General features: G+C 50.0%; 17 protein-coding genes. 13 read left to right on the forward strand and 4 right to left on the reverse strand.

What is annotated here, in order from left to right:
* Positions 1 to 178: 178 nt before the first annotated feature.
* Positions 179 to 817 (reverse strand): pyridoxamine 5'-phosphate oxidase family protein, encoded by a 639-nt coding sequence (locus B8V81_RS17425; protein WP_101808839.1) that lies wholly within the window; start codon positions 815 to 817, stop codon positions 179 to 181.
* A 136-nt stretch (positions 818 to 953) separates the two neighbouring features.
* Between B8V81_RS17425 and pdxR the strand changes: the two genes are divergently transcribed.
* The gene (pdxR, locus tag B8V81_RS17430; protein ID WP_180968478.1) at positions 954 to 2,465 is read left to right on the forward strand and encodes a MocR-like pyridoxine biosynthesis transcription factor PdxR; all 1,512 of its coding nucleotides are present in this window, start codon (positions 954 to 956) and stop codon (positions 2,463 to 2,465) included.
* A gap of 12 nt (positions 2,466 to 2,477) precedes the next feature.
* Here the strand turns inward: pdxR and asd are convergent, their stop codons facing one another.
* Both asd and B8V81_RS17440 read right to left on the reverse strand, forming a co-directional pair.
* Positions 2,478 to 3,263, reverse strand: coding sequence for an archaetidylserine decarboxylase (gene asd / locus B8V81_RS17435; protein WP_101808841.1), 786 nt, complete (start codon positions 3,261 to 3,263; stop codon positions 2,478 to 2,480).
* Between the two features lie 153 nt (positions 3,264 to 3,416).
* Positions 3,417 to 4,202 (reverse strand): tryptophan-rich sensory protein, encoded by a 786-nt coding sequence (locus tag B8V81_RS17440; protein WP_101808842.1) that lies wholly within the window; start codon positions 4,200 to 4,202, stop codon positions 3,417 to 3,419.
* 255 nt (positions 4,203 to 4,457) lie between these two features.
* On the opposite strand from B8V81_RS17440, the gene B8V81_RS17445 reads away from it, so the two are divergent.
* Positions 4,458 to 5,621: a glycosyltransferase family 4 protein gene (locus B8V81_RS17445; RefSeq protein ID WP_028598137.1), complete on the forward strand. Its 1,164-nt coding sequence runs from the start codon at positions 4,458 to 4,460 to the stop codon at positions 5,619 to 5,621.
* A gap of 163 nt (positions 5,622 to 5,784) precedes the next feature.
* Here B8V81_RS17445 and B8V81_RS17450 read toward each other — a convergent pair whose 3' ends face one another.
* Entirely contained in the window at positions 5,785 to 6,390 is a 606-nt protein-coding gene (locus B8V81_RS17450; protein ID WP_244912787.1) for a DUF1349 domain-containing protein, read from the reverse strand.
* A 212-nt stretch (positions 6,391 to 6,602) separates the two neighbouring features.
* On the opposite strand from B8V81_RS17450, the gene B8V81_RS17455 reads away from it, so the two are divergent.
* From B8V81_RS17455 to B8V81_RS17495, 11 genes are all read left to right on the forward strand, one after another.
* On the forward strand, positions 6,603 to 7,817 hold the full coding sequence (locus tag B8V81_RS17455; RefSeq protein WP_084136874.1) for a GBS Bsp-like repeat-containing protein: 1,215 nt from the start codon (positions 6,603 to 6,605) through the stop codon (positions 7,815 to 7,817).
* A 39-nt stretch (positions 7,818 to 7,856) separates the two neighbouring features.
* Positions 7,857 to 13,208, forward strand: coding sequence for a polymorphic toxin-type HINT domain-containing protein (locus B8V81_RS24960; protein ID WP_180968479.1), 5,352 nt, complete (start codon positions 7,857 to 7,859; stop codon positions 13,206 to 13,208).
* Positions 13,209 to 13,224: 16 nt separating this feature from the next.
* Positions 13,225 to 13,773, forward strand: coding sequence for a CPCC family cysteine-rich protein (locus B8V81_RS17475; RefSeq protein WP_101808843.1), 549 nt, complete (start codon positions 13,225 to 13,227; stop codon positions 13,771 to 13,773).
* 255 nt (positions 13,774 to 14,028) lie between these two features.
* Positions 14,029 to 14,229 carry a transposase gene (locus tag B8V81_RS26300; RefSeq protein ID WP_425320499.1) on the forward strand — a complete coding sequence of 67 codons (201 nt, stop codon included), beginning with the start codon at positions 14,029 to 14,031 and terminating at the stop codon, positions 14,227 to 14,229.
* A gap of 431 nt (positions 14,230 to 14,660) precedes the next feature.
* Positions 14,661 to 15,218: a colicin D domain-containing protein gene (locus B8V81_RS25875; protein ID WP_244912788.1), complete on the forward strand. Its 558-nt coding sequence runs from the start codon at positions 14,661 to 14,663 to the stop codon at positions 15,216 to 15,218.
* 15 nt (positions 15,219 to 15,233) lie between these two features.
* Positions 15,234 to 15,803: an Imm64 family immunity protein gene (locus tag B8V81_RS24965; RefSeq protein WP_146000526.1), complete on the forward strand. Its 570-nt coding sequence runs from the start codon at positions 15,234 to 15,236 to the stop codon at positions 15,801 to 15,803.
* A 492-nt stretch (positions 15,804 to 16,295) separates the two neighbouring features.
* On the forward strand, positions 16,296 to 16,529 hold the full coding sequence (locus tag B8V81_RS24970; RefSeq protein ID WP_146000527.1) for a hypothetical protein: 234 nt from the start codon (positions 16,296 to 16,298) through the stop codon (positions 16,527 to 16,529).
* A gap of 2 nt (positions 16,530 to 16,531) precedes the next feature.
* Positions 16,532 to 17,086 (forward strand): hypothetical protein, encoded by a 555-nt coding sequence (locus tag B8V81_RS24975; RefSeq protein ID WP_146000528.1) that lies wholly within the window; start codon positions 16,532 to 16,534, stop codon positions 17,084 to 17,086.
* 306 nt (positions 17,087 to 17,392) lie between these two features.
* Positions 17,393 to 17,524: a hypothetical protein gene (locus tag B8V81_RS26065; RefSeq protein ID WP_255309753.1), complete on the forward strand. Its 132-nt coding sequence runs from the start codon at positions 17,393 to 17,395 to the stop codon at positions 17,522 to 17,524.
* Between the two features lie 75 nt (positions 17,525 to 17,599).
* Positions 17,600 to 18,667, forward strand: a complete 1,068-nt coding sequence (locus B8V81_RS17490; protein ID WP_101808845.1) for an ArsR/SmtB family transcription factor — start codon at positions 17,600 to 17,602, stop codon at positions 18,665 to 18,667.
* A gap of 218 nt (positions 18,668 to 18,885) precedes the next feature.
* A complete protein-coding gene (locus B8V81_RS17495; RefSeq protein WP_101808846.1) occupies positions 18,886 to 26,067 on the forward strand; it encodes a leucine-rich repeat protein in 7,182 nt (2,393 codons plus the stop codon).
* The last annotated feature ends 6 nt before the right edge of the window (positions 26,068 to 26,073 follow it).

Raw genomic sequence — 26,073 nt, forward strand, 5'->3', positions numbered from 1 at the left:
CCCCCTTCGGGTGGGACGGAGCTTTTTTTGTCTGCTGTCCGGCGAGCTGGTCCAGTCCAGGGAGCGCGACTCGCCCGCATTCCGGAAAAGCAGCGGAGGCGGAGGCGTGCTGCTGCCGCTCTCCGAGCCGAGCGTGCTGCTCCGCGGGCTGAGCCTGCTGCTCTCCGAGCTGAGCCTGCTACTCCGCTGGCTGCGGCTGTCCGTCTCCATCCGGCGCGTAACGCCGCATCAGCGCAGCCGTCTCGTGGTCGAACGGACAGCCGCGCCGCTCGAGCTGGCCTGCTACAGCTTCCCGCTTGGGCTCGGTCAGGTTCTGGCCGAACTTGAACTTGGCGCTGATGTGCTCGACATTCAAGCGGATGACCGCCACGCCCTTCAGATTGCCCCGATAGCGCGCGTCGTCCGCCCGGATCGGCTCATGCCCGCCTTCCGGCTGGAGCTTGGCCATCATCGCCTGCAGCGCATCCGCCTTCTCTTCCAGATTCTCGACGAGCGACGCCGTGCCTCGCAGCAGGACGGACTTGAAGTAGGCTGTCGCCGGGCATGCGAGCTCCGGATCCTCGAAGTAAGACGGGATCAGCGCATATTCCCGGGCGACGCAGAAGGAGACCTGCTCGTTTGCCTTCAGGCTCTTGATTTTTTCGCCGGCGCGGCTGCCGTGGAAGTAGAGCGAGCCGTTCCGGTACACAAAGTTCAGCGGCGTAATTCCTGGCGTTCCGTCGGGACGGACCGACGCGAGGAACCCGAAGCTCATCTCCTGCAAGAAGGCTTCCAGCTCCGCCTGGTCGTGGCTTTGATCGAATTCTTTTCTTCTCATCTTGTCTCTTCCTCTCCCGGCAGCGGTGAATTTCCTCTGCCCTCTGCTGCTAAAGGTAAGGGAAAAGTGGCAAATGGAAAAGATCCGGTTTATAGTAAATTCATTAGACCACTTTGCCGCGGGAAGGATGAGGCGCATGGAACCGAGGCTCGCCTACGAGCGGCTGCTGGATGAAGGAAGAAGCAAGCGCGAGGCTCTGTATGAATCGCTGAAGGCGCAGATTCTGGACGGAGGATCGGCCAGCGGCGAACGTCTGCCGAGCACGCGCCGCATGGCGGAGTTGTACGGCCTCTCCCGCGGCACGGTCAGCCAGGCGTACGACATGCTGCGGGCGGAAGGTTATGTGGATGCCGAGCAAGGCAGCGGCACCTATGCCGCCTACGAGGCCGGCGTCCTGCGGCAAGGCCAGGAGCGCGAGCAGGAGCCGATCGGGCCGCAGGCCCGCTCAAGCGGCAGCGATTGGTTCAAGCGGCTCGAGGCGGCTTCGCCGCCGGCCGCTTTGCCCGATGCGGCCGACAGCCTCGAGGCTGCCGCGCAGCGATTCGCGTCGGGCCGGACGGACTTTCGGCTGTTCCCAGCCGGTGAATGGAAGCAGGCGCTCTATGCGGCGGTCCGACAGTCGCTGGAGCGGCCGCTGGAGGATGGAGGCCGTGAGCTGACGCCGGCGGGCAGCCCGGAGCTGAGGGAGGCGATCGCGGCGCTGCTGAGGCGTGAGCGGGGCATCCATGCGGATCCGGCGAGCATCGTCGTGACGAGCGGCTCCAAGCAGGCGCTGGCGCTGCTACTGCAGACGCTGATCGGTCCTGGAGAGCGCTTCGTCATGGAGAATCCGGGTTATGGCGGCATCCGGGAAGCGGCGCTCGCGGCCGGCGCGGAGGTGCTGGGCGCAAAGGTCGACGAGCTCGGAATCGTGCCGGATGACTGGGACGCGTCGCTGGCCGCCGTGACGCCGAACCGCCAGTTCCCGACCGGCGCGGTGCTGCCCGCTTCGCGGCGAGCGGAGCTGCTGGCCTGGGCCGAGCGAAGAGGGGCGCTGCTGCTGGAGGACGACTACGACGGCGAGTTCCGCTACACCGGCAGGCCGGGCGAGCCGCTCAAGGCGATGGACGCCCAGGGGCGCGTCGTCTATCTCGGCAGCTTTTCCAGGATCATGTACAGCGGGCTGCGGATCGGCTACGCGGTCGCGCCCCCGTGGCTCGTGTCGCGGCTCGTCCGCGCCAAGTCGTTCTACGAGCCGTATTCGTCCGGGCAGCTCGAGCAGCTCGCGCTGGCGCGCTTTCTTCAGGAAGGACGCTACGCCCGCCATCTGGGGCGCATCCGCAGGCAGTACCGGCGGAGGCTGTCGGCGCTGCACGCAGGGCTGGCGTCGCTGTCTGGGCAGCCGTTCCGCTGGTCGCCGGCTCATGCCGGACTGCATCAGTACGCGGCGTGGACGGCGGGAGAGGAACGCTACGAGCGGCTGCTGCGGCTGGCGCAGGAGCGGAAGATCGGATGGAGCGACGGCCGCAAGTATTGGATTGCGCAGCCGGGCGAGACGAAGCGTCCCGAGCCGGGAGCTTTGTTCGGCTTCGCCCATTTGACGGAGGAGGAGATCGGGGAGGGCATGAAGCGGCTGGCGGAGGCGTGGCGGTCGGCAAAGCGGGAATAAAAAACAGCCGGTTCAAGGAGCCAGCTGTCCGAGACGTTCGCCCATGCGGACCTTGAGGCCGACGGCCAGGTCCTCGCGAGGGATGAAGCTGTCGTCCTGGAACAGCAGGACGACGGTGGAGCCGAACTCGAAGTAGGCGAGCTCGTCTCCTTTGACCGCTTTGGGGCGCTGAGGCTCCGCATAGCGGATGCTGCTGACGTTGAGCGCGCCGACTTTGACGATGGCGAGCTCCCGAGAGCCATGGGTCAAATACGTGACGAGGCGTTCGTTGCGGCTGAGCACTCTCTTCATGCGCGTGAGGCCGAACTCGTTGACCGGATAGACACGTCCCGGCAGATGCTCGCGCTCGATGATCGAGCCGTCGACCGGCACATGGATCCGGTGGTAGTCGGTCGGGCTGAGATAAAGCACGATGTAGTAGCCGTCGCGGTAGTTTTCAAGGCGCGGGGAGCCGCCGAGCAGCTCCTCGACCGTATAGTCCTGCCCCTTGATGCCGAGCATCGTGCCGTCCTCGATCGGACCGGCCCCCGTCACGAGCGCGTCGACGGGACTGGCGACAGCGTCGGCTGCCGGATCGATCGTCCGCATGCCGGGCTTCAGGCGCCGGGTGAAAAATTCGTTCAGCGTCGCATAGTCGCGCAGAGCCTTCTCGGCTTCCTCGACGCGTATGCCGTAAGTGCGGGCAAAGCGGGGGATGAAGCCCCGGCTGGCTCGGGATTTGGCAAGCCTGCCCGTCGTGCGGGAGAGCCATTTGCGAGAGCCAAGCTCCGTCAAATGTCGGAAGAACCAGGTCCACATGCCTCCGAAGTCACGTCCTTTCGCGGCCGTCTGCTGCGGAGCAAGGAAAGGCGTTCCTCTCTCTCGCATAGGCCATCCCGACTAGTTTGCCATAATTGAAGAGAAGAATCAATGAGCCTCTTCGGCAAGGTCGGGCGCAAGGCGCGCGAGCCTCTAGGCGCGGCCCCATCTTCTCCAGGCTTGGAACAGGCAGGACAGCACGAGCAGGCCCGCGAGCGCCCAAGCGAGCGTCGACGAAGAGGAGGCAAGCTCGCTTTTGGTCGCGATGCCGCTCAGCGCCCAGGCCTGGACGAGCCCGAAGAACGGATCGCGGTAGAGGAAGCCGATGACGAGTCCGACGATGGCGGCGACGAGCATCCCGATCGTCAGCCAGGCCGTGTCGCCGAGGCCGAAGCCATCCCATCCGGCGTCGTACAGCAGTACGGTCACATTGACGATCGTTGCGACCGAAATCCAGCCGAGATAGAGGCTGAACGGCAGCTGCACGAGCAGCGCCTCTCCGGCTGGAGCTTTCGGGCCGCCGGCCCGCTGCGTGCGGTGATAAAGGACGATCAGCGTGACGAGCAGCAGCAGCATGATGACGACGCTGAGGCCGAGCTGCTCGTATTGCCAGGCGACGATCCAGGCGGAGTTGGCCAGCCCGTTCAGCACGAACCACAGGCCGATGCGCCGCACCGATTCGCGCGAGGCGCCGACGGACGTCCACTGGTACAAGATGAAGCCGGCGAGCAGCGCGTAAATGACGCTCCAGATCGAGAATACATAGCCCGGAGGCGTGATGAGCACGGGATATTGGTCCGACAGCTCGCCGGTCGTCTTGCCGCCGAGCGGCAGCAGCGTCGCCAGCGCGTTCATGACGATCATCAGGATGTAGGCGGCCGTGTTGGCGGCGCGCAGCCAGACGGGGGTGGCGGCGCTGCGGGCAGAGATGGCGTTCATGGACATCCTCCTTGTAGCCGATGCTTCCATCGGCATCGTTTTTTTTTAACTGTCGGGTATATATTCACCGAAGAGGGCATGGATCAACCAGCCCAGTCGGACCTCGGTCGCGCTAGAGCTAGCGCTGCTCCCGGCGCAGGACTCGCAGCGGCGGCTGTCCCTCCATGACGCTTGACCCTCACGCGTCCGCGTCCGCTCGAATAGCTTAATCTAGCTGACATCTATCGAATGGAGATAGAGCAAGGAGAGAGGTTCGTGTCGAAGCAGAAGGTCGCGTTCGTGACGCCGGGGTCGTTCCCGATCCCCTCGGCAGGCAGCAGCTCGGTCGAGCGCGTCGTGGAGAAAATGGTGCCGTGGCTCGCGGCCGACGTCGAGCCGGTCATCTACGGCCGCAGCGCGAAAGGGCTGGCCCGCATCGGGCAGGTCGGCGGCGTCCGCTGCGTCCGCTATCCGGCGCAGGACAAGGGCGCTTACGTACGGGCGGTGAGCGCCTCGGCGCGCCGGCTCGGACCGGATCTGATCGAGGTGGAGAACCGGCCGGGCTACGTGCTGACGCTCGGCAGGCGGCATCCGGCGACACGGATCTGGCTGAACCTGCACTCGACCTCGTTCATCGGCGCGGACGCGATAGCCCGGGAGCGGCTTCGCGCAAGCTTCCGCAGAGCGGAGCGCATCATCGTCAACAGCGAGTTCCTGCGGGACGAGGTGGTGCGCCGCGTGCCGGAGGCGGCGGCCAAGGTGCGCGTCGTGCACATCGGCGTCGACGCGGAGCGCTTCCTGTCGCGCTGGAAGCCGGAGGGAGCGGCGCGGCGCGAGCGGCTGCGGCAGGCACGGGGCTGGCAAGGGCGGGACGTCGTGCTGTTCATGGGAAGGGTCATCCCGCTCAAAGGCGTCCATCACCTGCTGCGGGTGCTGCCCCGCCTAATCGCCGAGCATCCGAGCGTGCTGCTCGTCGTCGTCGGCAGCCCGTTCTACGGCTCGCATCGGACGACTCGCTACAGCCGCATGCTGCAGCGGCTCGGGCGCCGCCTGCGCGGGCATGTGCAGTTCGTGCCGTACGTGCCGCATGATGCGGTGCCCGACTGGTTCCTGGCGGCGGATATGGCCGCCGTGCCTTCCGGCGCGCGCGAGGCGTTCGGCCTCGTCAATGTCGAGGCGATGGCCAGCGGCATCCCCGTCGTCGCCTCGCGCGCGGGCGGGATGCGCGAGATCGTCGTCGACGGCGAGACGGGGTATCTCGCCGATCCGGCGCGGATCGAGCAGGAGCTGGGCGACCGGCTGCTCGAGCTGCTTCGCGATAGCCAGCTGCGGGAGCGGATGGGCCGAGCGAGCCGGGCGCGGGTGGAGCAGAGCTTCACCTGGCAGGCGACGGCCCGGCGCTGGCTGGAGGTGCTGGCCGAAACGGCGAAGCGGCCCTGAGCGAGCGGGGAGCGAGGCGGCCGCAGCGGCTGAACGCGAAGCCGCGGACCAGGGCGGAACGGGTTGTACCGTTACAGCATACCGCCGGCAAGGCAAAAAAAGACCGCATCTCCTTCATTCGGGGATGCGGTCTTTGGCGTTCGAGCCTTTGCGCCTGCAGCCGTTATTGGCCGGCGCGGATGTTCTTCACCGTTCTTTTTTCAAGGGAGAAACCCGAATAAATCCGATCTCCGCCAGATCCGGTCGGGCACTGAGGCAGCAGGCCGACCTTCACGGTCTCCTCCACGGGCAGGCTGAAATACCGCATCATGAAAAAGCGGATGCCGTCGAGCGAATAATGAAACGCGAAGGATGGGCCGGTGCGGGCCACCTGCAGCCAGACGGAGTTCCCCTCGATGTCGCAGCCGTTCGCATCGTCCGATACCGAATTCGTGACGACGCTGACGACGGCATGCGTGCCGAAGTCCGTCAGCTCGAAGCAGGCCTTCGCCCAGACGTCCAGATCCTTCATGACCATGATCGAGGCGGAGTCGTATTGACTTGTAAAGTCATGTTCCACCTTGACGCGCATGACGAAATCACCGGCAACCTCGGTGTAGTAGAAAGGCGCGTTGAGAAGGCTCTCGGGCAGCGTCCCTTCTTCGGACTCCGTGCCATGGGGACAAAAGAAGTCGGTTTTTTCCGGCGCATGCAGGATGATCCGGTCCGAATCGAATTGAACGCGGCTTTCATTCATCCAGCTGAACGTCTCTAAAGCGGATTGATTCAACGAAATCCCTCCTTGTATGGATTTATATTAACAGGAATTTTTATCTAGGACGAGGCCTAAGTCAAATTAATCAAAATATCCATTTATCATCAAATGTTTACTCTATTCGACATAATAAGTCATAGATAAAAAATTAAATATGTATTATCTTGTATACAGTAGCTCGGAAATTAGTCTTTTAGAGCTAATTTAAATGGATAGGGGAAGAGTCGATGAGAAGGAAATTTTTAAGGTCATGTTTGAGTTTGTTATTACTTACTGTCGTAATAATTCAACTTAATAATGGTATTGTCACTGGAGCCGAACCATCCAAACCTTCAAAAGTTGAAAACCCAGCACCAGCACCTACTCCAACTCCTTCTCTAGGGAATAACATTAGAGCGGTTTCAAGTAGTGCAAACGTACAATCTGAATTGCAAAGCAATATTTTAAATCCAGTCATAGATGTAGTTCAAACTAGCACCAGTTCATTAAAGTGGAAAGTTGCATATCCTGATCAAAATGCATGGGGAAATCGGCTCGAATTGTGGAATAGTGTAATTGGCTGGAAAAACGTAACCCCGGATTATTACACTAAAAATGGAGAATATAAAAGTAATGATCTTTCTGCAGGGACTTACATGGGGAGATTAACCTATATCTCTAATGGAAAATGGGTTGTGGTTGATAAATACATAGAATTAAAGTCTACGTTTGATGGTTTGTCTTATTCAAATAGTGCGAATAATCTATTAATTAATAGATCCAATAAAATAGGTGAAGGAATAACAAATGAATTTGATGGTAATGGGAACGTCATTAAAAAAAGAAAAGTAACATCGTACGAGTTCCTCTCTTCATCCTATGTGGAACTATCGGCACCTTCTTTTGATGTAGTTATTACGTCCGTTCCTTCATCTGTGAAAAAACTAGAAATTCCAACTTGGTCTGAAATAAATGGTCAAGACGATTTAAAATGGATATTAGCAGAGAAAATGGATTCAAATACATGGAGAGGAACAGTTAAGTTTGATGAACATGGTAACAACACAGGGAATTATTTCATTCATGTTTATGCAGATGGGAAATATATAAAAGGAATTGCCTTAAATGTTGTTCCATCTAGAGTTTCTGTATCTACACCTGGATCAAGTAATAATTTAGAAAAAACATATTTTGTGTATGCAAATAATGTGGATCAAAATGTGAAATCAGTGAAGTTTCCTACTTGGTCTTCTAAGAACGGTCAAGATGATATCTTATGGATCGATGGTGTTAAGGTGGACTCGACTACCTGGAGGGCGCTGGTAACTATTGAGAATCATGTATTAAAAGGAACGGATCAGATTATAACTCATATATACGCATATGATAGATTTGGAACAAGTAGAGCAATAGGTAGTACATCTACTTTTATTGAGATTTGCACCAAGCTGTGTGAGTATTAATTTTCTCGGTATTACTAATATGAGCTTAGGAGAATGGTTATGAAAAAAACATTTACATTATTTATGTCTGTTTTATTATTCGTTTTTTCTTTAAATAATGTGTATGGAAAAGATGCTATTTCAAATAATGAATCCAATGATGCCACTGTTAATAGCACTGTGCAAAGTGATACGTATCTTGATAATCAATCTGTTATCAATGTCGTTTACGGTGAAAGATATGTCACTCAAGATGTATACTTGATTTTTCCGGAATTTATAAAAGGAACTGTAAGTACAAACACTTATAAGCGTAATTCCATGATGATAATGAGCGAACCATCGCGCGAACCTCAACTCATTGACGCTATCAAAAAGGTGAATATAAAAGAGCCCCAATCCTTATATTCTTTAAGTTCAGGAACGGAATCCATTTCCACTCTGAGTGGTGATGTACAAGTTCAAGAAACCGACTTAACTCTTCCTGGACGTAACGGTTTATCATTTTCTCTTACACGTTTTTATAGTTCAACTTCCTCCAATGCTTATAACAAAGAGACTGAATATGCCCCATATTGTAACTGTTCAACAACTATAGATGGGTATTGGGGACTTCAGTGGAGTGCGGATAAAATTAATGTCATGTATAATGAGACACATCTAGTAGGATATTATCTATGGAATAACGAAACAATTAATGAAAACGGGAATATTAAACCAGGAATGCCCAATTACGACGGTTCATATACTGTTTTACAAGATGCAATGGCATATAATAGTTATCTATCAAGTAAAGCCATTAATACAACGGTTAACCCTGGTAATTGGGCTGGTCCGGATTATCGGGGTCTCTTTTACAGAAGTGCATCTTGGACCGGATCTGACGTAAGATTTGATATTGGCGGAAACCTAACTTCTTTTTGGAGAACAATTGCACGTAACAAACCCTACGAACAGCAGTTATATCCTCTTGGATCTGGTTGGTCTTGGGATATACCTTTCATTAAAACAGTCAGTGAAACAAACACTAGCTATCTAAGTATGGGCATTGAGGGGAGTTATGAAATTAGTGGGAATACCCTGATAGGGTATCCATGGAAAGACCGCTGGCTTGAGGAAAGTTCAATTGTTGTGGGTAATGAGAGATCTTCAAGGGTCCTGAGAACAAAAGAGAAAAAAAGCTATTACTTTGGTGGAGATGGACGATTAATTCTAATAACTGACGCTTATAATAATACTATTAAATTTTCCTATATTAACGATTCCAAGTATGGGAAAGTGCTTTCAACTATAACTGATGCTCTAGATAATACTATAACAATCACATACGATAATTGGGGAATATGGTTGACTAAAGGTGCGGACAAAATAAGATATACGATTCAGACTACGGGCTATACTAGACCGTTCCCATATTTAAGTTTTCAACCAACTTCATATTTAACGGACGTCTCGCATTTGGTTGGTCCTGACACACAGTATTTTTATGACTATAAGAATGCGGAAACAAATTACGCTTTAAATTATCCAGTGAATAATCCGTATTATTTACTTAAGAGCATTAAACACCCTTCGGGTGCACGCACAGAATTTACTTATCAAGCATCTCCTACGACAAGAAGCTATGGAATGTATTCAACAGATCAAGTTTACAAAGTCACGTCTAGAAAGGATATAACTAGCTCGGGAACCTATAATTTTAATGAATATATTTACCATTCTGATTTGGCATCTAGCTTCAATGGAAACATTGATAGTTTCGGAACAACAGTCCGGTCGAATAAAAATAACTTAGTGGTGGATACTTTATATGATTATCGTAAAGTTTATAATGATTCCAAATCCGTGTACTACACGAAAAGTATTACAACAACAGCCGGCGATGAAAGGACTATCTCTACTTTTAAATACGATGAAGGCAGGAAAATTTCAATTCCACAAGAGACTACAAAAACCTTTTATAAAGGGCAACAAGCATCATCTCCTGAAAAAACTTCAGTCCTTTATGATGATTACGGGAATGTCATATCTCAAACGAATGCTAATCAAGTGACATCAACCTATTCGTATGATAATAATTCACATTTGCTTTCCTCTATGAATATACCAATTAATAATGGATCGGCACTCAATGTGCAATATACAAGAAATAATCAAGGAGATATTACGGAAACAGTATTTAAGGATCAATTAGGAACTGTATTATCTAAGACGAATTATGAAATAGACTCCTACGGCAATCCAACTAAGGTGACAATTCAAGACGATAATCGTTCTATCGTTCAAACTAATAACTATGGATCCGACAATGCATTTTTGAGAAAGCAAACAATTGACGTGAGTACGATTGAAGACACTCAGAAGATTATAACGGAAGCGGAATACAATACATCTACAGGTGAGATGAGCTGGGTAGAGGATGGCCGTGACAATCGAACGAACTATGAGTATGACGCCTATGGACGAATAAGGAAAATCATTAATCCAGGCGGATCATTTTCAGAAGCAATTTATAATGATGCCCAAAATGAAGTGGTACTTAAAGACGAAACCGGAGTCCAAAGCAAACTCAGATGGAACGAGCTTGGTTGGAAGATTGAAGAAGGGGTATTCAAACCAAATGGATACCAAAAGCTGAAATCTTACCAATATGATTCCTATGGAAGAGTAAGCGGTGAGGGGGATGCGGAAGATAGATTTTTCACTTATTCCTATGATGCGTGGGATCGGTTAATTTCCTCCACGACTCCCAAAAGTGAAACCACCACAACGATCTACGATGATCTTCAACGTACTCAAACTATACAAGATCCAACGGGAGTTAGATCCAGAGTTACTTTTGATATTTTAGGACAGAAAATTAAAACGGAGATTGATAAAAACAAAGGTAAAGGCTTTGAGCAAAGCGGATATTGGAGATATGACTTTGCGGGAAATGCCGTTGAAGAACAGAATTCTACTTTTAGCAAAATCAATTCTTATGATGCCTTAAACCGGCTAATAGAAGTAAAACAACCAAATGGAGAAAAGACCGCCTACAGCTATTCTTTGGCAGGTGCTTTAAAAAAAATTACGCACCCAGATGGTACCGTAGAAACGAGCCAGTATGATGAACTGGGCCGTCGGATGCAGCATACTGATGGAAGTGGAAAATCTAAAAAGTATCTTTATGATAAAGCCGGAAATGTGACCAAACTGATTGATAAAGGCTACCAAACAACAACCTATGAGTACAATAACCGAAATTGGTTAGCACGCAAAACAGTTGGTGGAAACTCGATCGGCTATCAGTACGATAGCGCAGGTAGAAGAACCAGCATGACAGACGGAACGGGTGTAACGGGATATTATTATACGCCTGGAGTTGGTGTACTTGAAACGACTACTTATCCAGACGGAAAAAAATTGCAGTATACGTATAACAAACAAGGACTCCGAGAAACAATGACGGATCCATTTGGTCTAAAGCTCTACTACGGCTACGACGGACTCAACCGGCTTCAAAAGGTCGGCCAAACTGAAACAACCGCAATGGCTGAATATGGCTATCATTCGAATGGATTATTAAAAGACATCAAGTTGGAAAATGGAACATCCACCACGATGAATTACAATGGGTACGATTTAAGCGACTTGACTCAGTTGCAAGGTGCATCGACGGTTTTAAACCGACATAGCTATACATGGAGTCCTGATGGGAATCAACTTTCTAAAACGGATTTAGTGGCGGGGCAATCTAAGAATGTCCAGTATGGATATGACTCACTCAATCGAATTGAAACGTCCACCGAATTCAATGAGCTCTATGTCTACGATTTGCGTGGAAATCGCCAAACGCTTGTGAGCAATCAAACGCCCCAACTGCAGGAAGCCAGTTATAGCTACGATGGGTTTAATCAACTGACCGGAGCATCGGTAGTTGGAAAGTCTCCCGTTGCTTACAAGTACAATGGCGATGGTCTGATGGTGGAGCGAGCCGAGAATGGATCGACTCGTCGGTACTATTATGATGGCGATCAAATCATTGCGGAAGCTACGGTTAACGGAACCACCATCACACCGGTTGCGCAATATATTCGTGGGAAACAGCTTATTGCTCGTTTGAGTGGCACCACAAAACATTTTTATTACTATAATGGTCATGGTGATGTGACAGAACTTCGGAGTAGTACTGGTGCGCTAGTGAACCGGTACAGTTATGATATGTGGGGAAATCCGTTAACGGTGTCCGAGCAAGTGGCAAATCCATTCCGTTACTCGGGTGAATTTTGGGATTCAACTACGGAGCTTCAATATTTGAGAGCTCGTTGGTATGATCCAAGTATGGGGCGGTTTATGAGTGAGGATACCTTTGAAGGTCAATTCAATAATCCGCTTACCTTGAATTTGTACACGTATGTATACAATAATCCATTAATTTATACTGATCCGACAGGCCATTGTGGTTTTAAAAGTTGGGGGGATGTCGGGGATTGTGCACTTGATTTTATCCCAGTTGTAGGTGGGGTGAAAAGTGTACAAGAAGCCTTAACAGGTACAAACTTAGTGACCGGAGAGAACCTTAGTGTTGCCGATAGAGTAATTGGACTAGCAGGGATTGTTCCAGGAGGCAAAGTAGCAGCAAAAGGTGTTAAATTGTTAGGCAGCGAAGTGAAAATAGGCGGGAAGATTGTTTCTGCTTGTAATTGCTTTACCGCAGGAACAAAAGTTATTACAGACGAAGGGGAGAAGAATATCGAAGACATTGAAGTCGGAGATAGGGTTCTCGCCAAGGATGAAGAGACTGGGGAGCAGGCTTACAAGGAAGTCACTCATCTGTATCGGAATGATAAGAAGATCACCTATGAACTTTCGGTAGGCGATCAAATTATTGAAACGACCGAAAACCATCCGTTTTGGGTTGAAGGAAAAGGTTGGGTGCTTGCGGCTGATTTACAGGTAGGAGATGAGCTACAACAAAGTAACGGGAATACCTTGAAAATCGACAAAATCAAAAAAGTAATACATGATGAGTTGGTTAAGGTATATAATTTTACAGTTGCTGATTTCAGTACGTATTATGTAAGCAGTCTAGGGATATGGGTTCATAATATCTCATGTGCTGAGATAAACTGGAAAGGATTTGGTAGTGGAAAATTAAAGTCCCATTGGAAAAAACATGGGCATGAATTCGGTGATATTTCCCAAAATGATTATCTAAAACTTGCCAAGGGTTTTGCCGCTGAAACCAACTCTTCGTTCAAAGAACAAGTTGTAGGTAATTTCCTTGTTAAATACGACCCTTCATCAGGTCGTGTACTTGTAGGTCACATTAAAGATCGACAAATAAGGACATTTTACAAAGATGATGGACGATCTGCTGACCCGTTCCAAGCCGCAATTGATCTTGCTAAGTCACTCGGTGGCGGTTAATAAGTGAGGTGAAAAGATGAATCGAGATGAAGCAATAGCTATTATCTTAAAAACAACGATTGAGGATCTATCTAAGGAAGAACGGGAAGAAATCCTAATTGACTGGTGGGGGATAGACCAAGACGATCCTGAATTTGATAAGTTGCCGGAAATATTGCAATCGGAGATACTCAATTATGATGAACCTCAGAAAGATGTAATGGATGAAGTTTATAGTGCACTGTTACTTGTAGCTTTAAGAAAAAAGTATCTTGGGGTCAGAAACGAGTATTTATCGAAGAGAGTGTCAGCTATCCTGGATTCTAATCAGGAGGTTGAGGGTCTGCAGGAAGAACTTTATAGTTGTCCGTGTTGTGAATTTAAGACACTTTCAACAAAGGGTGAATACGATATTTGCCCAGTATGCTTTTGGGAAGATGATGGAAATACAGACCCAGGCTACTATAGTTCCCCCAACCACATGACACTTGCTCAAGCCCGTGATAACTTTAATGAATTCGGTGTAGTGAACAAGTCTTCGTTACAATTCCTTGAATCAGATAGACTTGAGAAGTTTAGTAAATAATAATGTAACAAGTGTTCAGCCTTGAGGGATAAATCCTTCAGGGCTTTCTTTTTAACCCCACCCAGTGCCGAACCTCACCCTCTCTTATCCGTACACGGTACCTACAACGCCGCATTTTACGTGAAGGAGCGAAGATAACAAAAAACAGGTAGTCAAACAGCACTAGCTGGTGATTTCCTTGTCCGTAGTCATGTAAACCAAATTCGTGACGTTCAACGTGAGATGAACGATGCAGAGGACAATATCCGTCACATCATGCAGAAGCTAGACTTCAAGTTGAATACGTTCACTGGGATTGATGATGTAACGGCTTCGGCTATCGTGGCGGAAATCGGAGACATAAGCCGGTTTACGAGCGCTGACAAGCTAGCCAAGTACGCAGGTCTTACACCAAGCCAAATGAGCAGCGGCGGCAGAGGTAAGACCGTAACCACCGGCAAGGGAATCGAGCGTTGAATAAGATTCTGTGGGGGCTAGCAGTAAGGCAAGTTCATACTGCTAGAACTTCCAGTAAGCCGCTCAATCCCTTATTCCGTGAATACTACGAGAAGCGATTGAGTGAAGGTAAAAAGAAGAAACAGGCAATCATCTGCATTATGAGAAGACTTGTAACCATTCTTTACAGCATGTTGAAGAACAAAACTGAATACCGTCTTACCGCTCTACCTGAACGGGCGGCAAGCTAATGATACAATGGTGGTAGCTGAAAATAGTTGCCACTTTCTTTATTCCCTGAATCAAAGTTCTAACTAACGAAGGGAGAAGAATATCGAAGACATTGAGGTCGGAGATAGGGTTCTCTCGAAGAATGAAGTAACAGGCCAACAGGATAAAAGGAAGTTACTGCCCTTCATCGTAATGAGAAAGACACTACCTATAAGTTGTCGGTGGGAAATCAAATTATTGAGATTACTGACAATCATCCATTTTGGGTAGATGGCAAGGGTTGGGTACTTGCTGTTGATTTGACGGTGGGCGATGAGTTAGTACAAAGTAACGGAAATCATCTAAAAATTGACAACATTGAAATTGTACATCACGATGAGAAAGTAAAGGTCTATAACTTTACTGTTGCCGATTTCCATACGTATTTTGTAAGCAGTTTAGGGATTTGGGTTCATAATATTGAGCGTCTTCCGGTAACTTCATTTACGACTCAAAAGTTACAGCATGAGTGGAAACATGCTAAAAACTTTGGGATTAACGGAAACTCTAACAAAGCCGGGTGGGCGTCATATCAACAAGCAATAGAAAAACATATTCAAGGTGCATCAAATGTTTGGAAATCCAAATATAGAGGAAATGATGTATATGTCTATTATGATAAGAATACTGGACTAGGGGCATATACTGATTTGAATGGTAACTATGTTGGCGGTTGGAAGTTTAGCGATGCTCAGGTTGAATTCCATACGAACAACGGTCAGGTTTTATTTACAAAATAATGAGGAGGATGACATTTGGGAAGTAACATAAACATTGGTTTAGTTTATAGTGATTCATCGAACATTGAGGACAGGATTAAGAAGATACTTGATTTAATGAAAGAAAGAAATAGTCAAATTGAATTTGTAAAATATTGCGAGCATGCGGATGGTGATAATTGGACTGAATTGGATAATTCACTAGTTAATGACACTATTCTTGGGGAAATAAGTATGTCTTATTACGGACAAATTCAACTATGTTTTGATTTGTTTCGGTACGCACGTTTAAGTGTGGAAATAAAGATAGATAAACATGAGGATTATTGGGGAATTCTTTTATCATTAGACGAAGAAAAGTTGTTGCCAAACTATTCAATGCAAACTTTGGAGAAAGCCACTAACAGTATAATCGATTTCATTGAGGAAATTTACCCGATATTGAAATTTGATTATGCTATTTGTGACCATGAAGCCGAAATTGAGTTATCTCCACATGAATTTAAGCCGGAAAATTATTCACTTTCATTTTTACCTGATTTGTCGAAAGCTAGTTTGAGCATAAGAAAGAGTAATTGGCATATCAATGGACTGACTAAACGATAACATTAACCAATTCAAAGACCTTGAGGGGATGCTCCTTCAAGGTTTTTCTTTTACCCCCACCCAGTGCCGAATGAATCGGGCGGCACGTCCTGAACGAACTTAACCCTCATCACCCTCGGATGATATTCCTCTAATATGCTTGTACGCACATAAATGCTTGAATTTTTTTACCTTAGTGACGCTTTATCGTTACATATTACAGGTTCATTATGGTCAGATACCATTATGAATGACCTGTTTATTGTTATCTTCGCTTTCTTGCGGTTTTTCTAATTTGAGCCGCAAATAAGAAAGTCGAATGGCTCTTCCAACGTGACGTTGAAGAAACGTATAATATTATCGTTGGCGACGAAGTCATTACGACAACTGACGAGCATCCGTTCTGGATTGTCGGCAAAGGTTGGGTAAAGTCAGAGACCCCACACGTACTTTGTTTCCAATTTAGGCGTTTGGACACATAATGCTTGTTGGGGTAAAGTAAGTTACGATGACTTGAAGAAACTTGCTAAGGCAGACCAAAGTGATATTGGAAAAATTTATGGTGACGCAAAGGATGCCTTTGATTTCTTCAAGGCACAAGTGAAAGATTTCAAGGAAGTAAAACCAGGCACATACGTCGGTGAAGATGCGAATGGAGTAACGTTTGCGTATAGGGCGGATTCTAAATCAGGTCCGCCAACAATTGACGTAAATGGTGTAGGTGGTGTTAGAATACCGGAGAACTAATTATGATAAAAAAAGTGAATCTAGATAGTATTCCTGAACTGGAAAAGGTGTTTCAAAAAGAATTCAAAAATAAAAACCCCTTTGAATCTGTATTTGCAAATGAAGTTGAACAAAAAATTATCTTGTTTCCAACCGATGGTTATTATCTTAATGAAAAGCAATATAATGCACTTATGAGTGCAATCCTTTCAATTAATGAAAATATATTCATTATCTCTGAAATTGAGGGGGATTGCTTTTCAAAGCCTTCTAATGAACAGGGCTATCAACAGGGGCATTGGGTAATAGACGCTAACACAAGTTACAATGATTATTGCAATTTAACGCTACCTTTAGAAAATGCCATTTATTCTTCTAATGGTAAGTGGGGCGTAATTATCTCACATGAAGAACATGCACTTTTAGGTGGAGAGGGGTTGTTTGTATCTACCTTCAAATTGAAATTCCCCGACTGGAGTTCAAGCAAATCTCAATTCTTAGAGCAATGGGAGACTAATCAGAGGCAATATAATTCTAAAACTGATTGGATACCTAGTTTCCTTCAACAATTTGAATAACTTTGCTTTGACCTTGGGGGCGATCCTCAAGATCTTTCTTTCTAGTCCTACCCAGCGGAATGAGTTGGGCGTTACATTTGAAATGCTTAACCCTTTTCATTACCGTAATAAATTCAATAAAAATAGCGTACGCATAGCTACATGCTTAAATGTTATACCCTTTGCAGTAATAATCTTTCTTAGCTATTTCACAATATCAAAATACCGGCTCGCGGGCGAGCCGTCACGGAACGATGCGCGAGCACGACTTTTTTTGCTCTCTAGCCTCCTAGCGGATATTCCACAAACGCGAGGAGGTTTTTTCATATGCCCATCCAGACAAAGCCGCTGCCGGGGAGCCGCAAGGACTACATCGATGAAAAGACGCCGGGCGTGCGCGAGCCGGTGCGCGTTCAGCGATCTATTGAAAAAATGTTTGCTCGGGCCTACAATGAATAATCAAGCAAAGCGCTCCACAGGCATGGCATCGCGAAGAACGATAAAAATCCTAATCGGAGAGGAAGAATTGGCACGGTGAATCCCACTTTTTCATTAGGCCTTCATGTCGATACGATCTTCATGCTGGAGAAGTTTTATCTGGACCTTAATCTTAGCAGCAATTCCCCGTCCATCCTCATGCAGGAGATTTCAACGAAATATAATATCCCAATCGACAGCTTCGAGGATGAGACGACAAGCCTAACTTCAGCCTACGAAAAGGCTAAAAAAGGGTTTTTGAACGACTACGAAGCTCCTTCATTCGTGTCGGACTTCAATCAATTCTTTTACGTGGAGTCGCCCGCTGACTTCTCTCCTGCCTTCTATTTGTATCTTTTTGCTCAAGCAGGCAACCCATTTTCAGATGGAGAGCAGCTTGACCAGGTAGAACTTGAAAAACGCAAATTCGTCATTTCGCAGGTCATATCGGACGAATTCGATAACTTCAAGCCGCTCAACAGCGTCCACGATATCGTGGAGTACCTGCGCAGGTTCCCGACCTCCAATCACAAACGCTGGATAAGCATCCTCCTTCTCCATTATGCAAAGCAGATCACGGATCAATTGCTTGAGTTGATCGCCAGGGTTGAAGGCGAGTACATGAATCATGAAGAGCTCTACCGTCGTTACTCCGGGATCGACATCCACTCGGACAGTTGCAACCAACTCGTCTCCAGCATTCTTGGCGATACGAAAGACAAAGAAGTGATTCGAATTCCTTCCGTCACTTGTTTTAATGCCGTCAAGCTATTCGATGACGAGTACTCCAACCGCATCTATGTGTTCATTGGGGTCCTGTATGACAGGATAGGCGATCTGATCAAGACGTTCGGCAACAATGACAAATTGATCGTCAGCCAACTTAAGGCGATCGGGGAAAACAACCGGATCGGCATCTTGCGCGAACTGAAGAAGGGGCCGATGTGCGGAAAGGATATCGCTTCTCTATTGAATCTTACTCCGGCGACGGTCTCCCATCATATGAACAACCTGGTCAACGAAGGATTGGTCAATGTATATAAGGATGGAACGCGGATCGACTACAAAGTGAACCACGAAGTCGTCCAAAACCTGCTCGAGTCCCTGAGACGAGTATTCTTCTGAAGCTATATTTCCGCCGGGCGTTTCCTCTGTTCGCATTTCGCGACATCTTTTTCATCCGCCTGCTCTCCTTGAATATCGACATTCTACTAGAAGCATCGCAGGATGTTTCTTTTCATGCTCATTTGTTAGACCGTCGTCTAATGGTAAATTAGAAACATATTGAACTATAGGGAGGTCGATGCTATACTTTCCTAAACTAAATAGGAGGTGCTGGCACAATGTCTAACGCTAGATGGAAGAGATCATTGTTTTCCTTTTTTGCTCTTCTGCTTCTTCCCTTTCAATCGTTGACTTATGCAAGCGACGTGAGATTATCTGACTCCAAAAGTCTTGTCCTCACAGCGGAACTGAGCAAGCCCGATCTTGATCTTTCTCATTTGGCTGAGCAAGCAGCCAAGATAGAGGGAATGCTCGACCCGAATGAGCAAGTTAAAGTTATTGTCAAGCTGAAGCAGAAGTCGCTGATCGACCAGTACTCCCTGTCAAGCACAGAGCTGTCGCCATCGCAATACATCCAGAGCGATGCAGCGCAGCGAGAGAAGGACTTGATGGCGAACGAGCAGAAAAAAGTGAAGAGCGCGATTGCCAGCAAAATCGCCGGCGCCTCGTTCGTCGACTCTGTCCAGTACACAGTCGCTCTGAACGGCTTCTCCGTTGAATTGCCTCGCAAGTCAATTGAAAACGTGATGCGGATCGAAGGCGTGAGGTCCGTTTTTGAGGTGGCCACTTATGCGCTGCCCGACACGACGGCCTACGTCTCTCCGTCCCTGCAGGATGCCTACAGTTCAGGCATGATCGGCGCTGATCTGGTCCATTCCACCGGCTATACGGGAAAAAACACCGTTGTCGCTATTCTCGACAGCGGGCTGGACACAGAGCATGAAGCCTTCAAAACAATGCCCGATGCTTCGTCGCTGAAGTATTCGAGAGACAAGATTGCCGAGCTCATCAGCGGCAAGGTTCTGCAAGCCTCGAAGCTGGCTGACATTGGCGGCAACAAGACCTATGTCAGCGACAAAGTTCCATTCGCATTCGACTATGCGAACAAGGATACGAATGTTCGCGGCGGGATGGATCACGGCACTCACGTGGCCGGCATTATCGCCGGAAACAATACGTCCAGCCAGACTGACCCCAGCAAGGCTTTCAAGGGAGTCGCTCCAGATGCCCAGCTGATGATGATGAAGGTATTCTCGGATGGGAACGGCTCTACCTCGGATGACATCATCCTCGAAGGCCTTGAGGACGCCATCGCCCTCGGAGCCGACACCATCAATATGAGCCTTGGCGCAGCGGCAGGCTTCCGTTCGACCGGCGATCAGGATATGGACGATGTTTACTCCAGTGTCATCGCCGCCGGCATCAATTTGGACATCGCTGCCGGCAATGACAGCTCGTCTTCGGTCTCCAACACGACCGGCCTCAATCTGAATACGGCCGATAATCCGGACACCGCAATCGTCGGCAGTCCATCCACAGTCCGTTCCGCTCTGTCCGTAGCAAGCTCGGAAAACGTCATGTTCTCGTCCAAATATATGGTTGTCGGCGTAACTGACGCCACATACGGGACTGAAGGCGAAGCGAGCGTCACCTCGGCAACCTACATCGGCGGCGTGAAAATTCCCTATGCCGATGTCGTGAATGCCAATACGAATGCTCAGCTCCCGATTACGAATACGTTCAACGACAAGAAGCTGGACTATGTCGTGTTAGATAAATTTGGATCCATGGAAGACTATCAGGGCGTGGATGTAAAGGGAAAAGCTGTGGTCATCAATCGGGGTGGCGGCAAGGAGCTTACCTTTGAGCAAAAGGCCGTGAACGCGAAAGCGGCCGGAGCCGTTGCTGTCATTGTCGTGAATAATGAACCCGGAGCGATCGTTACTCCTGCTGTAATGAACAGCAATATCATCCCCCTTGTCGGGGTGGCGCAGAACGCCGGGGAAGTTCTGGCGAATGCAAATCCCATGACGATATACCTCTCCAAAGCCAATGAATCCATCATCGAGAACCCAGGCGGTGGATTAATCTCATCCTTCTCGTCGATCGGTCCGTCTCCCGATCTGAAGATCAAACCGGAGATCACCGCTCCAGGAGGAAATATTTATTCCAGCATGAATGGCAACAAATATCAGCTTATGAGCGGCACGTCCATGGCAACGCCGCATCTGGCCGGCGTATCGGCGTTGATCCGCCAATATTTAAACGAGAATCCGCAGTTCAGCGACCTCAGCTCCGAGGGAAAGGCGAAGCTGATCACCAACCTTGAGATGAGCACGGCATCTCCGATCAAGAATGCTTCCGGTGACTATTATCCGGTCCGACAGCAAGGTGCCGGACTGGTCAATGTCTTCAAGGCAGTCCATTCTCCCGCTTATCTAACCGTCGACGGGGAGCGCCCCAAGGCAGAGGTAGGCGAGAGCGAGAACGGGATTTATTCGATTCATTTCACGGTGAACAATACGTCGGATCGTACGGTGACCTACGCCGTATATTCAACTGCGCTGACCGGCAAGGTGAAAAGTGGCATCTACCTCGATACGGCTCCGAGAACGCTTCGGACCGAGGAGATCGTCGTCAGCGGCGACCAGACGGTCACCGTTCCGCCGCATGGCAAGAAGGACGTATCCCTAACGCTTGCGCTATCCGATACTGTCAAACAAGAGCTTCAGCAGCAATTCAAAAATGGCATCTATGTGGAAGGCTTCGTCCAGCTAGAGAGCCAGGAAGAGCAGGGAATCAACCTCTCGTTGCCGTTTCTTGGCTATTACGGCGACTGGGATCAGCCGGCGATCTTTGACCTTCCCCCGTATGCCGGAATGCCGATGTCTCCTGCTTACACCGCTCTAATCAATCAAGACATCTATGGTCTGGTAGGACGGCTGCTGGGCGAGAACCAGGCGGCTACTCCCAAAACGTTTACGGACAAGCTGGCCTTCTCCACGGTTCTAGCCGACGGCGGCCGATTATCCTCTCGGATCAGCCTGCTTCGAAATGCGGAGAACATGAACTTCTCCGTAACCAGTGAGGACGGGAAAACCGAATACTGGCACGAAGAATATGGATCTGCCCGCAAAACCTATTTTTACGCCAACGGCGGCAGCTTCACGACGACCTCTCCCAAGACCGCTTGGGATGGCAAAGACAAAAACGGCAAGCCGGTTCCGGAAAATACGAAGCTGAATTACACCATTAAGGCTACGGTAGCGGGCGGTACTACGATCCAGAAGCTGGTCCTTCCCTTCACGATCGACAACACGGCCCCCTCGATCACAAGCGCGACGACCTACGCCGAAAACGGCAAGACCTATCTGGAATTGAATGTTGCCGATAATCAGAATATCAAGTATCTCATGTTCACCGACACCTCGGGACATATTTACGCTCTCGACAATTACATTCCGGAGCAAGACGGGTCAGACATCACGGTGAGGGTGGACATCAGCAACCTAGCCGAATACATGCAGGGCAAAGGCTACAATCCTGGAAAAATCGCTATCTATACGTACGATTATGCTTCCAATTACAGTATTGATTATGTCGAATTCGGTCCGCAAACCATTGTCATGGACCCGGCGCAGAGCGTGAAATCGGGTGCCGCCGTCAAGCTTCACGCCACGGTAAAGCCAGATAAATTCAGCAACAATCCGGTCGTCTGGTCCGTGGATGACGAAGCAGTCGGAACGATCGGCCAGGACGGAACATTTGCCGCCAAGTCGAAGGGGATCGCTGTCGTTACCGCTATGACCGGCACTGGCCTCAAAGCGACGACAAAGCTGTATGTCGATACCGAGCTGCCGGATGGGACAGGAATGACAGAGACGGATGAAAATTTAACCCCGCCCAACTATATCAACGACAGCCAGCACGGCAATTTGTCCGTAGCGGGCAATCATGCCCAGATTGTCGCCAATCTGAACGAAGTGTTTCGAGCTGACGGCCTTGATTATCGGGTAACCGGCCATCACGAGGTGCAGCTGATCGCAGATCAGACGGTAGACCCTACATCCTTTGTGGCTCGTTATCCCGACAAAAAGGGAGAAATCATCCTGCCGAAAGCCATCGAGCATGGCGGGGAGGAATACAGCCTTACCTCCATCGGATACCGCGCTTTCTACTTTGCCTCGAATGTAGAACGTGTCATCGTTCCCGACGGAGTCAAGATCATCGGGGAACAAGCCTTCAACTCTGCCTTCAAGCTGACCAAGGTCATTCTTCCCGATTCCGTAGAGCGAATCGATGACGAGGCTTTCTCCTGGCTGGGCAACGCGGAGATCAACATTCCCAAGAATGTCAAGTTCATCGGCCGCTATGCCTTCGCCGGCAATCAGAAGCTGAAGGAAGTCATCCTCAATCCTGGTTTTCAGGAGCTCGGCTATAGCGCGCTTGGGATGACTTCGGTGACCAAGGTGCATCTGCCTGACGGAGTCAAGGGCATTGGAGAAAATGTTTTTATCAACACGTCCAAGTTGAGCGAAATCCGGTTGCCCGGCGACTTGAAACGAATTCCGAGGGCAGCTTTCTACGGCTCCGGAATTACGAGCATTGAGCTGCCGCAAGGGCTTGAAGCTATCGGACCTAGCGCCTTCCAATTATCCAAGCTGACCTCCGTGACCATTCCGTCTACGGTTACCCGAATTGAAGCTTTTGCTTATTCGGATCTCAATGCGAAACTGGCGGATGTCATCATTCCCGATTCCGTGCAGGTAATGGGGGAGAAAGCCTTCAGGGGACTGACCTCCCAATCGATTCTGGTTGGAGCCAACGCCTTGCGGATTGACCGGGATGCCTTCATCGGCGCGAAGACGAATGTGATCGCCGCCAATAAAACGGTGGCACGGCAAATACGCCGTAGCAATTACTCGGCTTCCATTACCGTCGGCGGTTCCGAATTCGCTGATTATGTTCCGGGGCTGTTCCTGGCGGATGGCATCCTCTACCGCCCGACCAGCGACACGACGGCCGAGGTCCAAGCGCTTGACAACAAGACGGTATCGGAGCTGTTCATTCCAGAGCAAGCAACCGACAGCGGAAACAATTTGACGTATACCGTAACCTCTATCGCGGCATTTCTGACCAAGGGCGTTCCGACTTTGACCAAGATCGTGCTTCCGGATACGATTGAAATCATCGGGGAGCGCGCCTTTGATCAGAATCTGTACCTGAAGAGCTTCAACTATCCGAAAAAGCTGAAAGAAGTGGGCTTCCAGGCGCTCGGTTATTCCGGCCAACAAGAGCCCGGCTATAATGGGGGCGTCGATCTGGAAATTCCCCAATCAATCGAATGGGCTGACGACAGCGCCTTTGCCGGCATCAAAGAAACGGAAATTACGGTTCCTGCCGGTCCGACCTTCGTGAATGAGTATCAGTTCGCCGCTATGAACAACCTGAAGAAAATCGTCATGGGGAACTCGATTACGGCGATCAACCGCGGCGGCTTCTCGGGAGCAAAAGCATTGGCTTCGGTCGACCTGCCCGATTCATTGGTCTACATTGGGGATGAGGCTTTCTCCAACAGCGGCTTGACCTCCGTCGCCATCCCGAATTCCGTTCGCTATTTGGGGTCTCGGGCTTTCAATCAAGTCAAGGAAGCTAAACTCGGCGGCTCGGTCGATGCGTTCGGATGGAGAACCTTCTCCAACGATGCGCAGCTCTCCGTCGTCCTGAACTCTCAACGGGAAGACCTCGTCAAGTTCAATACACTGGAGCGGCTCCCGGCTCTAAAATGGGACGGAAGCACGACCATTCCGACTCTGGACAGCTCCATCGTACCGGCAGAAGCAGTGGCGACCATCACGACCGATCGCTCGACGAGAGCTGAGCTTAATCCGAACCACGCTCAGGTTTCCACCTCGATCTATGGCAAGCTGATCGTAGACGGCAGCCTGATCATTCCAGAAGATGAAGTGTTATTCTTGTCCGGCGACCTGGTCGTAAATGGAAAAGTCACGGGCAAAGGAACGATCCGGTATGCCGAAGGGGCAACCTTCGACAAATCCAGAATCGACCCTACGGTTACTGTGATCTCAGATGAGGATGCCAACAATCCTCATATTCCGACGCCGACGCCATCGCCGACACCGACACCGTCATCGACACCGTCATCAACACCGTCATCAACACCGTCATCAACACCGACGCCGTCACCGGCTCCGTCCGATCCGGGCATTCCGACGGCGTCGCCGGCTCCAAGCGTGCAACCGTCTCCGGTCATTTCGAATACAGAACATACAATCAGAAGCACCGAAACCGTTCAGGACGGCATGATGATGGTCACCGTCACGGACGCCGATCTGACGGCAGCCATTGCTTCCGCTGGAAATTCCGCTGGATCCTTGGTTATCTCGACCAACAAGGAGCAGGCCAAGCTTGTATTGACAGGCCGGCAAGTCGAACTGCTCTCAGCCTTGCCGAAGAAGAGCACGGTTGTCTTCAGCGCTGGCGGATCGTCCGTTGTTCTGCCGCTGTCTCTGATGAGCCTCGCTCCCTCCAATTCCAGTCTCGAATTGGAAATCAAGCCGGCTGCTGATTCCAGCGCTTTCGTCACTGCTTTAGGAAATGGCAAACTAATCGGCCAACCCGTCTCATTTGAGGCCGACTGGACAACTGCAGCCGGTCGCAAGCCCGTGGACATCCCGAACCATCTATTCATCACCCGAACATTCACTGTACCCGGCAGCTTCGAGCTTGACGAGGCAGGAGTGCTGTATGAAGAAGACGGTGCCGTCTCTCCCGTAGCTTCCATCTTGAGCAAGCAAGCGGACGGCACGACGAAGGTGACCGTCAGCCGCCCTGGCTTCTCGGTGTACGCCTTGGCGACTCGAACCGTGAACTTTACTGATCTTGACGACTCCGCCGCCGCTCGCGTGATCGAGGCTTTGGCCGGCAAGTGGATCATCAACGGTACATCAGCGACGACTTATTCGCCCGATGCCAGCCTGAGCCGCGCCGAATTCACCGCCCTGCTCGTCCGGGCACTCGGTCTGAAGTCAACAGCGCTCGCCTCTTTCACCGATGTAAAAAAAGGCGACTGGTTTGCTGCCGACGTGGCGGCGGCCAGCGAAGCGGGGTTGATCCAAGGCATCGGCAAGGGAAAATTCGCGCCACATGACAAAGTCTCCCGTCAGGATCTGGCTGTTATCCTGGAGCGGGCATTGAAGCTTGCCGGCATCGAGTTGACGACCGATCAAACGGTCGCTTACACAGACCTGGCACATGCGGCCGCTTATGCCAGAGAAAGCATCCAGAAGCTTACGAACGCGGGCGTCTTGAACGGTTACTTGCTTTCGGGCAAGACCTATTATCAGCCCAACGCCCCGGCTGACCGTGAATTCGCCGCCGTAGCCCTGTACCAATGGCTCCTTAAGGCCAAGCTGATGAACGGATTCGATTTGAGCTAGTTTGAA

This window comes from Paenibacillus pasadenensis (genome assembly GCF_002864175.1).
Classification (GTDB): domain Bacteria; phylum Bacillota; class Bacilli; order Paenibacillales; family Paenibacillaceae; genus Paenibacillus_O; species Paenibacillus_O pasadenensis.